Annotated in this window: 11 protein-coding genes; 8 read left to right on the top strand and 3 right to left on the bottom strand. The window is 71.6% G+C overall.

Annotated elements, in window-relative coordinates; genetic code table 11:
- The 3 genes from MFF54_RS27200 to MFF54_RS27190 form a co-directional block, all read left to right on the top strand.
- Positions 1-1,034 (top strand): S1C family serine protease (locus tag MFF54_RS27200; protein ID WP_238307307.1); only part of this gene is annotated, 1,034 nt, incomplete at its 5' end.
- Positions 1,031-1,282, top strand: coding sequence for a hypothetical protein (locus tag MFF54_RS27195; protein ID WP_238307306.1), 252 nt, complete (start codon positions 1,031-1,033; stop codon positions 1,280-1,282). The genes MFF54_RS27200 and MFF54_RS27195, both read left to right, overlap by 4 nt.
- 9 nt (positions 1,283-1,291) lie before the next feature.
- On the top strand, positions 1,292-2,059 hold the full coding sequence (locus tag MFF54_RS27190) for a J domain-containing protein (RefSeq protein ID WP_238307305.1): 768 nt from the start codon (positions 1,292-1,294) through the stop codon (positions 2,057-2,059).
- Between the two features lie 135 nt (positions 2,060-2,194).
- On the opposite strand, the gene MFF54_RS27185 is transcribed toward MFF54_RS27190, so the two are convergent.
- Positions 2,195-3,670, bottom strand: a complete 1,476-nt coding sequence (locus MFF54_RS27185) for a D-alanyl-D-alanine carboxypeptidase (protein ID WP_238307304.1) — start codon at positions 3,668-3,670, stop codon at positions 2,195-2,197.
- A gap of 489 nt (positions 3,671-4,159) precedes the next feature.
- Here MFF54_RS27185 and clpS point away from each other — a divergent pair, with 489 nt between their 5' ends.
- The 3 genes from clpS to MFF54_RS27170 all read left to right on the top strand — a co-directional run bounded on the left by clpS (position 4,160) and on the right by MFF54_RS27170 (position 7,374).
- The gene (clpS, locus tag MFF54_RS27180; RefSeq protein ID WP_238307309.1) at positions 4,160-4,495 is read left to right on the top strand and encodes an ATP-dependent Clp protease adapter ClpS; all 336 of its coding nucleotides are present in this window, start codon (positions 4,160-4,162) and stop codon (positions 4,493-4,495) included.
- Positions 4,496-4,516: 21 nt separating this feature from the next.
- Entirely contained in the window at positions 4,517-7,000 is a 2,484-nt protein-coding gene (gene clpA, locus MFF54_RS27175; protein WP_238307303.1) for an ATP-dependent Clp protease ATP-binding subunit ClpA, read from the top strand.
- A 107-nt stretch (positions 7,001-7,107) separates the two neighbouring features.
- Positions 7,108-7,374, top strand: coding sequence for a hypothetical protein (locus tag MFF54_RS27170; RefSeq protein ID WP_238307302.1), 267 nt, complete (start codon positions 7,108-7,110; stop codon positions 7,372-7,374).
- Positions 7,375-7,417: 43 nt separating this feature from the next.
- Here the strand turns inward: MFF54_RS27170 and egtD are convergent, their stop codons facing one another.
- On the bottom strand, positions 7,418-8,392 hold the full coding sequence (egtD, locus tag MFF54_RS27165; RefSeq protein ID WP_370880179.1) for an L-histidine N(alpha)-methyltransferase: 975 nt from the start codon (positions 8,390-8,392) through the stop codon (positions 7,418-7,420).
- Positions 8,393-8,505: 113 nt separating this feature from the next.
- On the bottom strand, positions 8,506-9,777 hold the full coding sequence (egtB, locus tag MFF54_RS27160; protein WP_238307301.1) for an ergothioneine biosynthesis protein EgtB: 1,272 nt from the start codon (positions 9,775-9,777) through the stop codon (positions 8,506-8,508).
- A 220-nt stretch (positions 9,778-9,997) separates the two neighbouring features.
- Here egtB and murI point away from each other — a divergent pair, with 220 nt between their 5' ends.
- Together murI and ruvB are read left to right on the top strand one after the other, a co-directional pair.
- Positions 9,998-10,870: a glutamate racemase gene (murI, locus tag MFF54_RS27155; protein ID WP_238307300.1), complete on the top strand. Its 873-nt coding sequence runs from the start codon at positions 9,998-10,000 to the stop codon at positions 10,868-10,870.
- 115 nt (positions 10,871-10,985) lie between these two features.
- The coding region (gene ruvB, locus MFF54_RS27150; RefSeq protein WP_238307299.1) for a Holliday junction branch migration DNA helicase RuvB at positions 10,986-11,872 on the top strand (887 nt) is incomplete at its 3' end.

Raw genomic sequence — 11,872 nt, 5'->3', positions numbered from 1 at the left:
GGGCCGTGACCGCCCGCGGCGATCTGGCACCCGCCGAATCCACCACCGTCGCCCTGTTCGAGCAGGCGAGCCCCTCGGTCGTGCACGTCTTCGCCCAGGCCGCGGCGCGGGGGCAGGCCCTGATGAGCCTCGACGACGAGGAGGAGGGCGGGCAGGGCCAGGGCAGCGGAACCCAGACCGGCACCGGCTTCGTCTGGGACGCGGGCGGCCACGTCGTCACCAACAACCACGTGGTCCAGGCCGCGACCCGGTCCGGCGGCTCGATCTCGGTTCGCCTCTCCTCGGGCGAGGTGGTGGGCGCGCGGGTGGTCGGCACGGCCCCGTCCTACGACCTCGCGGTGCTGCAGCTCGGCCGGGTCTCGAAGATGCCGCCGCCGCTCGCCATCGGCACCTCCGCCAACCTGAAGGTGGGGCAGGCGACCTACGCCATCGGCAACCCGTTCGGCCTCGACCACACGCTGACGACCGGCGTGGTCAGCGCGCTCCAGCGCCGCCTGCCCACGGGGGAGGGGCGGGAGCTCTCCGGCGTGATCCAGACGGACGCGGCGATCAACCCGGGCAATTCGGGCGGCCCACTCCTCGACTCGGCGGGCCGCCTCATCGGCGTCAACACCGCGATCTTCTCGCCCTCGGGGGCGAGCGCCGGCATCGGATTCGCGGTGCCGGTCGACACGGTCAACCGGGTGGTGCCGGACCTGATCCGCTCGGGCCGCGTGCGCAATCCCGGCATCGGCATCATCGCCGGGCAGGAGGCGACGGCCGCCCGGCTCGGCATCGACGGCGTCGTGGTGCTGCGGGTGCTGCGCGGCTCGCCCGCGGCCTCGGCCGGGCTCCAGGGGGTCGATCCGAGCACCGGCGAGATCGGCGACATCATCGTGGGCGTCGGGGGGAAGCCGATCCACCGCCTGGCCGAGCTGACCGCCGCGCTTCAAGCCGCGGGCGTCGGATCGAGCGTCGGCCTGACGGTCGAGCGCGATGGGCGTACCCGCACCGTGCGGGTGACCACCGCGGACGTGGCGGAGAACCGGCAATGAGCGGGATCGGACGCGCAGCGCTCCTGATCGCGCTCGCGCTCACCCTCCCGGCCGCCGCGGCCGAGCGTCAGGAACGGCCCCGGCTCTGCCCGGAGGACGCGCCCGAGGGCGTGCGGCTGCCGCCGCGTCCGGGCTGCGGGCGGGACGCGGCCCGCGCCTCTGCGCGGGATGGCTTCCGCGATCTCGGCAACGGCGTGAAGGTCCGCATCGGCGGCCGCGTCGGCGCCGATTACGACGTGCGGCGTTGAGGAGCCCGGATGATCCTCGTCCTCGGCCTCGCGGCCTGCCTCGGCCTCTGGTGGCTCTCGAAGAACCGGAACCGCCTCGATCCGCGGCTCACCGGCCGCCTCGCCCGGCGCGCGGCGACCTGGGGAGCGCTGGCGCTCGCCGGGTTCTTCCTGCTGCGCGGGCAGATCGGCCCGGCCCTCGTGCTCGGCCTGCTCGGCGTCTGGCTGCTCGAGGGACCGGAGCGGGCGGGCGAGCGCGTCGCGCGCCTGGTCTCAGCCCGCCTCTCGTCCGGCCCCCTGGCCGGCCTCTTCTCCGGCCTGTCCAGGCGAGCGCGGAGCGGACCGGACCCGCGCCGCTTCCGCTCGCGCCTCGTCGAGGTCGCGCTGATGCCGGACGGCACGATCGGGGGCGGCCGCGTCGCCGGCGGACGCCGGGCGGGCACCGACCTCGACGCGCTGGCGCTGCCGGAGCTCCTGAGCCTGCGCCGGGCCTGCGCCGCGCAGGATCCGGAGGGGATCCCGCTGCTAGACGCGTATCTGGACCGCCGGCGTCCCGGCTGGCGTGTAGACGCTGAGGCTGATCGCGACCCGGGGCCGGGCCGTCCGTCTCAGCCAGGGGCGATGACGCAGGAGGAGGCGTACCAGGTCCTGGGGCTTGAGCGCGGGGCGACCCTGGAGGAGATCCGGGCGGCGCACCGGCGCCTCATGAAGGCGGCCCATCCCGACCAGGGGGGAAGCGCCGAGCGGGCGGCCCGCATCAATGCGGCCCGCGACAGGCTGACGTACCGACATCGCTGATACTCCACGCGCGTTGTCGAAGATCTGCACAGGGTCTCGATGGCGCCGGCTGGAACGCGGCCGGGCGCCCGCCGCGGGCACGGGGCCCGCGGGTCGTCTCGCGATGGGCAGGCCGCGGCCGGACCGCGGCGCGTCTCAGCTGCGGGTGGCGAAGCAGCTGAACCCGCCGCGCTTCAGCGCGGCGCAGGCGTCCTGGGCGGATTCCTGCTCGGAGAAGCCCGAGAAGCGGGCGCGGTAGAGCGTGGCCCCGCCGTGCTCGACCTTCACGGTGTAGGGCGCGGCCTTGGCGAGGCTGCCGCCGACCTTCGCGCGGGCCTCGCTCAGCATCGCCCGGGCCTTGCCCTCGTCGTCCATGGCGCCGAGCTGGATCACCCAGGCGGTCGGCGTCACCTTCGGCGCGTTGGCCAGAACCGGCTTCGGGGCCTCGGCGCGGGCGACGGGCGCCTCGACCGAGGCGAGGCGGGCGTCGGACTTCGCGCCCGAACCCGGGAAGGGGCTCTGGCCCGAGGTCGCCGCGTAGGCCTGGGCCGCCTTCGGCAGGGCGCGGGCGCCGTAGCCGCCGCTGCCCGGCGTCGCGGTCGAGCGGTTCGGCATGATGTCGAGCGGCTCGGTCGAGGCCGTGGTCTCGACCTCGTCGTCCGCGGAGGCGAGCTGCGTGCGGGTGCGCGAGACGGCGTCGGCGACGACGGCCGGCCGGGCGCGCTCGGCAATCTCGGTGGTCGGCGCCGTCTGGCGGGCACCCGCGTAGGCGCGGGGCAGGTTGGCGCGCACCAGGTCGGCCATGATCCGGTCGCGGCTGGCGCCCGACTTGCCGCCGAGGACGATCGCCACGATCTGGCGGTCGTTGAGCTTGGCCGCGGTCATCAGGTTGAAGCCGGAATCGCGGGTGTAGCCGGTCTTGATGCCGTCCACGCCCTCGACCGTGCCGACGAGGCGGTTGTGGTTGCCGATGACCCGGCCGCGGAAGGCGAAGGAGCGGGTCTGGAAGTAGCGGTAGTAGCGCGGGAAGCGGTCCTGGATCGCCCGGGCCAGAACCGTGAGGTCGCGCGCCGTGGTGATCTGGTCGGCGTCCGGCAGGCCGGAGGCGTTGGCGTAGGTGGTGCGGCTCATCCCGAGCGCCCGGGCCTTGGCGGTCATCGCCTGGGCGAAGCGCTCCTCGCTGCCCGAGATGTTCTCGCCGATGGCGCAGGCCACGTCGTTGGCGGACTTCGTGACGAGCGCCTTGATCGCGTCCTCGACCGTGATGGTGGAGCCGGGGCGCAGGCCGAGCTTCGAGGGCGCCTGCATGGCGGCCTTGGCCGAGATGGTGAGCTCGGAATCGAGCGCGAAGCGGCCCTTCTCCATCTGCTCGAAGAGCATGTAGAGGGTCATCACCTTGGTGATCGAGGCCGGGTGGCGCAGGGCGTCCTCGTTGACCGCGTGGAGCGTCCTGCCGCTCTTCACGTCGACCACCATCGCGGCGTAGGGCGGGTTGTAGCCGCCGCCCGCGCGGGCGTGGTGGCCGCGGCGGCGCGCCTCGGCGGGAGAGGCCAGGGCAGTGAGAACGGCGGCAGCCGCGAGGGTGGCGGCCAGGGCCGGTGCCGTCCGGGAGCGGCTGGATACGCTACGCATCACGAGTGATCGCCCTCGAAGACCGGCTCAGACCGGTCCGCATCATGGTGTGGAGGCGGGCTCGCCGGACTCTGTGTCCGTGGCACCGCTGCATCGTCCGGAGATTAGGAAGCCGCGGTTACGCCGCGGTTAATGCGATCGCCTGCGTGGCGGCAGATCGCGAGGCGCGCCCGTACCTTGGCCGAAATGCCGCATCGCACGCGCGACGCCGACGGGGGCGGGGAAAAAGGCTGCGGGCGGCCGCGCCGGCCCTTGGATGAGCCCCTCGGGGGTACCCGCCGCCTGGGTCGGACAGTTTCGCGCAGGCGACTGGCGAAGTCGCCTATCGATCTGTAGATTGGCCCTGCGCGCCGTTCGCGGGCGCGCCGTGCCCCCGGCGGGGCGCGCACCGGTTGCCGCTCAGGGTTCGGTTCGAGAGAGATGATTCAGGTCCCGATGCTGGGCACCGCGAACGCAACGGCCGGCACGACGCCGGCTCCAACGACGGCGATGGCCACCGGTCCCGGCGGGTCCGGCGGCGGCGACGACCGCTCGAACACGGCTATCATCACCCGCACCCGGACGCGCACCAAACGACCGAGCCTCTACCGGGTTCTGCTCCTCAACGACGACTATACTCCCATGGAGTTCGTGGTCCTCGTGGTGGAGCGGTTCTTCAACAAATCGCACGAGGACGCCTACCAGATCATGATGCACGTGCATCACAACGGGGTCGGCGAGTGCGGGGTGTTCACCTACGAGGTCGCGGAGACCAAGGTGACGCAGGTCATGGACTTTGCGCGCAAGCACCAACATCCTCTTCAGTGCGTTATGGAAAAGAAATAGGCACCCACACAGAGGCCAGCTTTGCCCAGCTTCTCACGCAGCCTAGAACAAGCCCTCCACCGCGCCCTGGCGCTCGCCGGCGAACGCCGGCACGAATATGCGACGCTGGAGCACCTGCTGCTGGCGCTCACCGACGATCAGGACGCCGCAGCGGTCATGCGGGCCTGCAACGTCGAGATCGACACGCTCAAGCGCAGCCTCGTCGAGTACGTCGACACCGAGCTCTCGAACCTCACCGGTGACGGCCGCCAGGACGCCAAGCCCACGGCCGGCTTCCAGCGGGTGATCCAGCGCGCGGTGATCCACGTGCAGTCCTCCGGCCGCGAGGAGGTCACCGGCGCCAACGTGCTGGTGGCGATCTTCGCCGAGCGCGAGAGCCACGCCGCCTACTTCCTGCAAGAGCAGGACATGACCCGCTACGACGCGGTCAACTACATCAGCCACGGCATCGCGAAGCGCCCCGGCGCCTCCGAGGCCAAGCCCGTGCGCGGCGCCGAGGAGGAGGGCTCCTCCGAGCGGCCGAGCGACGACGGCGAGGCGCGCGGCACCAAGAAGAAGGGCGACGCGCTCGACGCCTACTGCGTCAACCTCAACAAGAAGGCCCGCGACGGCAAGATCGACCCGCTGATCGGCCGTCACGCCGAGGTCGAGCGCACGATCCAGGTGCTCTGCCGCCGGCAGAAGAACAACCCGCTCCTCGTCGGCGACCCCGGCGTCGGCAAGACCGCGATCGCGGAGGGGCTGGCCCGCAAGATCATCCAGCACGAGGTGCCGGAGGTGCTCGCCGACGCGACCGTCTTCTCCCTCGACATGGGCACGCTGCTCGCCGGCACCCGCTACCGGGGCGACTTCGAGGAGCGTCTCAAGCAGGTGATGAAGGAGATCGAGGCGCACCCGAACGCCATCATGTTCATCGACGAGATCCACACGGTGATCGGCGCCGGTGCGACCTCGGGCGGCGCGATGGATGCCTCGAACCTCCTGAAGCCGGCGCTGGCCTCCGGGGCGCTGCGCTGCATCGGCTCGACCACCTACAAGGAGTACCGCCAGTACTTCGAGAAGGACCGGGCGCTCGTGCGCCGCTTCCAGAAGATCGATGTCAACGAGCCCTCGATCCCCGACACGATCGAGATCGTGAAGGGCCTGCGCCCCTATTTTGAGGAGTTCCACAAGCTCAAGTTCACCACCGACGCCGTGAAGGCGGCGGTGGAGCTGTCGGCCCGCTACATCAACGACCGCAAGCTGCCCGACAAGGCGATCGACGTGATCGACGAGACGGGCGCCTCGCAGATGCTGGTGCCGGAGGCGCGCCGCAAGCGCACCATCGGCGTGAAGGAGATCGAGGCGACCATCGCCACGATGGCCCGCATCCCGCCGAAGACCGTCTCGAAGGACGACGCGGTGGTTCTCCAGAACCTCACCGAGAACCTGAAGCGGGTGGTCTACGGCCAGTCGAACGCGATCGAGGCGCTGACCTCGGCGATCAAGCTGGCCCGCGCGGGCCTGCGCGATCCCGACAAGCCGATCGGCTCCTACCTGTTCGCGGGCCCGACCGGCGTCGGCAAGACCGAGGCCGCCAAGCAGCTCGCATCCTCGCTCGGCGTCGAGATGCTGCGCTTCGACATGTCGGAGTACATGGAGCGGCACACGGTCTCGCGGCTCATCGGCGCGCCGCCCGGCTATGTCGGCTTCGACCAGGGGGGCCTGCTCACCGACGGGATCGACCAGCACCCACACTGCGTGCTCCTGCTCGACGAGATCGAGAAGGCGCATCCGGACCTGTTCAACATCCTGCTGCAGGTGATGGACCACGGGAAGCTGACCGACCACAACGGCAAGCAGGTCGATTTCCGCAACGTCATCATCATCATGACGTCGAACGCGGGCGCCTCGGATCTGGCGAAGTCGGCCTACGGCTTCACCCAGACCAAGCGCTCGGGCGACGACGTCGAGGCGATCAACCGTCTGTTCGCGCCGGAATTCCGCAACCGGCTCGACGCCATCATCTCGTTCGGCCATCTGCCGAAGGAGGTCGTGGCCAAGGTGGTGGACAAGTTCGTCCTCCAGCTCGAGGCGCAGCTCGCCGACCGCAATGTCACGATCGAGTTGACCGACGAGGCCCGCGACTGGCTGGTGGAGAACGGCTACGACGACGCGATGGGCGCCCGGCCCATGGCCCGTCTGATCCAGTCCACCATCAAGACGCCGCTCGCCGACGAGGTGCTGTTCGGGCGCCTGAAGGACGGCGGCGCCGTCAAGGTGGTGCTGAAGAGGCCCGAAGACGCGGAGGCCAAGGCCGGCGCCAAGGACTCCCTCGGCTTCGAGTTCCCAGCGGGCCCGGTCACCCCGAAGCCCGAGAAGGACGTGGCCTCGACTGCGGCCAAGAAGAAGCGGGCCAAACCCCGCTCGGCCAGCCGCAAGAAGCCGCCGAAGGACGACAAGGGCGGTGGCTCGGGCGGCAAGAGCGTGCGGACTGTGCCGAAGGTGCCGCTCGTTCGGACCTGACGCGTCGTCCGGCACGCTCAGGACGACAACCGCAGGGTTTCATGAACCGACCCGCGAGGGTATAGGCGCGGCGGCGCGAAGGTGCCGCCGCGACGGGGAGGGGCTCGATGACTGAAGAACTGCAGGAGGGCCCCCTCGCGCAGACCACCTACGCCCCGGCGCCCAAGAAACTCACTGCCCGCGAGCAGCGCCGCCGCCGCCGCCAGCGCCGCAAGCGCGGCGAGGAGCTGCTGGCCTGGGTGCTGGTGCCGGTGATCTGCCTCGGCATCTACTGGGGGGTCGCCGCCGGCTTCGAGATGATGAACACCTCGCCGGGCCAGGTCTGGGACCAGCTCATGCAGGTCAAGGCGATGATGGAGAAGCGCTCGAGCTGAACGCGCGCTCCCTCTCCCTGGAGGGAGAGGATTGAGGACGCGCTCAGGCCAGTCGCAGCGCGTGCACGGAGAACAGCGCCCGCGGGTCGGTCCAGACCTGCACCGGCTCCCAGCCCGCCGAGGCGGCAAGCGCTCGGAAGCTCTCCACCGTGTACTTATAGCTGTTCTCGGTGTGGATCGACTCGCCCGCCGCGAAGGAAACCGGCCGGCCGGACACGGCCACGTCCTGGGCGGAGCGGGCCACGAGATGCATCTCGATGCGTGAGGCCTCGGCGTTGAACACCGCTCGGTGCGTGAAGGCATCGACGTCGAACGTGCCGCCGAGTTCCCGGTTGATCCGGGTGAGCACGTTGCGGTTGAAGGCCGCTGTCACGCCGGCCGCGTCGTCGTAGGCCGCCTCCAGCACGGCGTGATCCTTCACCAGATCGACGCCGACGACCAGGACCGAGCCCATCCCCAAGATCGCGCCGAACTGCCGGAGCAGGCGCGCCGCCTCCGCGGGCTCGAAATTGCCGATCGTCGAGCCCGGGAAGAACCCGGCGCGGGGCGCGTCGCCGAGATCGGTTGGCAGCGAGAAGGGCTGCGTGAAATCGGCCGCGACCGGCTCGATGCGCAAGGTCGGGAAATCCGCTCGCAACCCCTCGGCCTGCGCGCGCAGAAAGCTCTCCGAGACGTCGACCGGCAGGTAGGCCGTCAGGTCGGGCAGGTGGCGCAGCAGGCGGCGCACCTTCACGGTCGACCCGCTGCCGAACTCGACGAGCGCCGCGCCCCGGGGCAGGGCGGCGGCGATCTCGGGGCCCGCCGCGTCGAGGATCGCGAGCTCGGTCCGGGTCGGGTAGTACTCGGGCAGACGCGTGATCGCCTCGAACAGGTCGGAACCGGCGTCGTCGTAGAAGTACTTGGCCGGCAGGGTCTTCTGGGCCTGCGCGAAACCCCGGAGCACATCGTCCAGGAACCCCTGCGGCTCCGGGGCCTGGGTGACGGGCGTCGCGTTCTTGAAGACGGGCTTGATGGTCACGGGACAAGCTCCGGGCTGACGCGGCCCGCGCGGCGAAGGTGCCGGGCGGCCGCGCGAGGGGCTGAGAGGAACGGCCGGAGGCCGCGCGCCGATCCGGCGGCGGCCTGCCTGGGTCACCGACGCTGGTTGGCCAGCCGCAGGCCGGTGAACTGCCAGCGCTGGTGCGGGTAGAAGAAGTTCCGGTAGGGCAGCCGGGCATGGCCCTCGGGCGTCGCGACCGAGGAGCCGCGCAGCACCATCTGGTTGGCCATGAACTTGCCGTTGTACTCGCCGAGCGCGCCCGGCAGCGGCCGGTAGCCCGGATAGGCGACGTAGGGGCTGCGGGTCCATTGCCAGACGAGACCGAAGGCGTCGTCGAGGCCGTGGTCGCGCGCCGCCACCTCCCACTCGGCCTCGCTCGGCAGGTCACGGCCGGCCCAGCGGGCATACGCGTCCGCCTCGTAGTAGCTGATATGGGTGACGGGCTGGTCCGCCTCGACCGGGCGACGGCCGCCGAGCGTCATCACGCTCCAGCCCTCGCCGTCCTGGCGCCAGTAGCCCGGCGCCTCCCAACCCTGCTCTTGCGCGGCGATCCAGCCGTCCGAGAGCCAGAGATCGGGCCGGGTGTAGCCGCCGTCCCGCATGAAGGCCTGCCACTGGCCGCAGGTGACCAGCGCCCGGTCGACCGTGCAGGGCAGGATCAGGCTCTCGTGGCGCGGGTGCTCGTTGTCGAAGGAGAAGCCGGCGCCCTCGTGCCCCACCTGCGCGATGGCCCGCGCAAGCTCCACCGCGCCGGCGCGGGCCGCGGCTTTCGGGAACCGCCAGTCGGCATCGTAGACGGCGCCGAGCGGGTTCTGCGCGAAGGCGTGCAGGATGTCGGTGAGGATCAGCTCCTGATGCTGCTGCTCGTGGTAGAGCCCGATCTCCAGGATCGGCAGCACCGCCTCCAGGGCGCCGGGCGCGGCCTGGGCGAGCAGGGTCTCGACGGCACCGTCGACGTGCCGCCGATAGGCCGCGACCGCCTCGGCGTCCGGCCGGGTGATCAGCCCGCGGGCGATGCGCGGCTGCCGCGGCCCGGCGGCGACGTAGTAGGAATTGAACAGGTAGTGCCAGCGCTCGTCGTGGATCGCGTAGCCCGGCAGGTGCTCGCGCAGCAGGAACTGCTCGAAGAACCATGTCGTGTGCGCCCGGTGCCACTTGGTCGGGCTGGCATCGGCCATCGACTGGATCTGCTGGTCCTCGGGCGAGAGCGGGGCGGCCCTGCGCTCGGTCTCGGCCCGCACGTGGCGGTAGGCGGCGAGCCAGGCGGCCCGGTCGACGGGCCGGGCCGTGAGGGGCGGGGGCGGGAAGGCTGCGGATGGGGGCGCGCTCTGCACGGCCGCGCGGGTTGCCGCTGTGGCTGCCATGGCATTCCTCTCCTTCACCGGCTCCTGAGAAAACACTCTGCTCCCAGGACAGCGTCGCGAGAGGAGATATGGCCAAGCGTGCGTCCGGCAACGCGGGCGCGGCAATTCTGCCGCGGGACATGAAGGGGTACCGGACCCCAGCCATTTTCCGGCCTCAGTGAGGGTGCCTTAACCCTCGGCGTCGAGACTGGGCTCCTTCAGCGCGGGGCATCGCGAACCTATGCGGATCGATCTCATGGCCGGGGCGAGCCTCTCCGTCGCGGCCCGCGGGGCCCCCGTCGAGCCTCACATCCTCGTGTTCGATTCCGGCCTCGGCGGCCTCACCGTGCTGGAAGCGGTGCGCCGCGCCCGGCCGGACGCCCGCTACGTCTACGCCGCCGACGACGCCGCCTTCCCGTACGGTCGCTTGGGCGAGGCCACCCTGGTCGCGCGGGTGCTCGCCGTGATGGAGCGGCTGATCGCGGTGCATCACCCGGACCTCGTGGTGATCGCCTGCAACACCGCCTCGACGCTGGTGCTGCCGGCGCTGCGGCAGCGGTTCAGCACGCCCTTCGTCGGCGTGGTGCCGCCGATCAAGCCCGCCGCCGAGACCACCCGCACGGGTCTCGTCTCGCTGCTGGCCACGCCCGGCACGGTCGCGCGCTCCTATACCCGCGACCTGATCGCCACCTATGCGGGCACCTGCCGCGTCGCGCTCGTCGGCTCGCCGAACCTCGCGAACTACGCGGAGGCCGAGCTCTCCGGCGCGCCCGTGCCGGACGCCGCGCTCGCCGCCGAGATCGCGCCCTGCTTCGTCACCGCCGAGGACGGGCGGCGCACGGACGTCGTCTGCCTCGCCTGCACCCACTACCCCCTTCTGCGCCCGCGCTTCGAGCGCCTCGCGCCCTGGCCGGTCACCTGGATCGACCCGGCCCCCGCCATCGCCCGTCGGGTCACGCAGCTCCTCGGCTCCGGTCCGGCGGGCGCGGAGCCCGGCCCGGTGCTCGCCGCCTTCACCGGCCAGTCGCCGGCCTCGGCTTTGCGCGCCTCGCTCGACGCCCGCGGCGTCGGCGAGATCGGCGTCGAGGCGATGCCGCTCGCGCTGCAATCCTGAGGACCGCGGCGCTTGAGCCCGCAGCCCTTGAGCCCGCAGCCCTTGAGCGCGTAGTCAGGCCCCGCGGCCGAGCGAGCGTCCAGCGCGGAGCCGGGCGGGGCCGCGAGCAGGGTCGATGAGAAAGCCGAGAGCCCCAGCCAGATCCGCCGCCAAGCCGCCCGCGGCCCCGCCCGCCGGCAACCCGATCCTCAGCCCGGAGCGGCGCCTGGACGACCACGACCAGAGCATCCGTCCGCTGTCGCTCTCCGAGTTCGTCGGCCAGCGGGCGGCGCGCGCCAATATGCAGATCTTCATCGAGGCGGCGCGCAAGACCGGGCAGGCGCTCGACCACGTCCTGTTCGTCGGCCCCCCCGGCCTCGGCAAGACCACGCTCGCCCAGATCGTGGCGCGCGAGCTCGGCGTGAACTTCCGCTCCACCTCCGGACCCGTCATCGCCAAGGCCGGCGATCTCGCCGCCCAGCTCACCAACCTCGACGAGCGCGACGTCCTGTTCATCGACGAGATCCACCGCCTCAACCCGGCCGTGGAGGAGATCCTCTACCCGGCCATGGAGGACTACCAGCTCGACCTGATCATCGGCGAAGGGCCCGCCGCCCGCTCGGTCAAGATCGACCTGCCCAAGTTCACCCTGGTGGGCGCCACCACCCGCGCGGGTCTGCTCACCACGCCCTTGCGCGACCGCTTCGGCATCCCGATCCGGCTGGCCTTCTACGATGTCGACGAGCTGCAGCTGATCGTCGAGCGCGGCGCCCGGGTGCTGGGCTTGGGCATGTCGGCGGAGGGCGCCAACGAGATCGCGAGGCGGGCGCGCGGCACGCCGCGGATCGCCGGCCGGCTGCTGCGGCGGGTGCGCGACTTCGCGGTGGTGGCCGAGGAGCCGGTGGTGACGCGCGCGCTCGCCGACCGGGCCTTGCAGCTGCTCGACGTGGACGGGCTCGGCCTCGACGTGATGGACCGCAAGTACCTCGCGCTGATCGCGGGCTCGTTCGGGGGCGGGCCGGT

The organism is Methylobacterium gregans (assembly GCF_022179245.1).
In the GTDB taxonomy this organism is placed as follows: Bacteria; Pseudomonadota; Alphaproteobacteria; order Rhizobiales; family Beijerinckiaceae; genus Methylobacterium; species Methylobacterium gregans.
This window is presented reverse-complemented; position numbering and strand designations above follow the sequence as displayed.

What these genes read in the sequence shown, in the direction of transcription:
- MFF54_RS27195 (WP_238307306.1), top strand. Translation starts at nt 1,031, where the DNA reads ATGAGCGGGATCGGACGCGCAGCGCTCCTGATCGCGCTCGCGCTCACC.
- MFF54_RS27190 (WP_238307305.1), top strand. Translation starts at nt 1,292, where the DNA reads ATGATCCTCGTCCTCGGCCTCGCGGCCTGCCTCGGCCTCTGGTGGCTC.
- MFF54_RS27185 (WP_238307304.1), bottom strand. Translation starts at nt 3,670, where the DNA reads ATGCGTAGCGTATCCAGCCGCTCCCGGACGGCACCGGCCCTGGCCGCC.
- clpS (WP_238307309.1), top strand. Translation starts at nt 4,160, where the DNA reads ATGGCCACCGGTCCCGGCGGGTCCGGCGGCGGCGACGACCGCTCGAAC.
- MFF54_RS27170 (WP_238307302.1), top strand. Translation starts at nt 7,108, where the DNA reads ATGACTGAAGAACTGCAGGAGGGCCCCCTCGCGCAGACCACCTACGCC.
- egtB (WP_238307301.1), bottom strand. Translation starts at nt 9,777, where the DNA reads ATGGCAGCCACAGCGGCAACCCGCGCGGCCGTGCAGAGCGCGCCCCCA.
- murI (WP_238307300.1), top strand. Translation starts at nt 9,998, where the DNA reads ATGCGGATCGATCTCATGGCCGGGGCGAGCCTCTCCGTCGCGGCCCGC.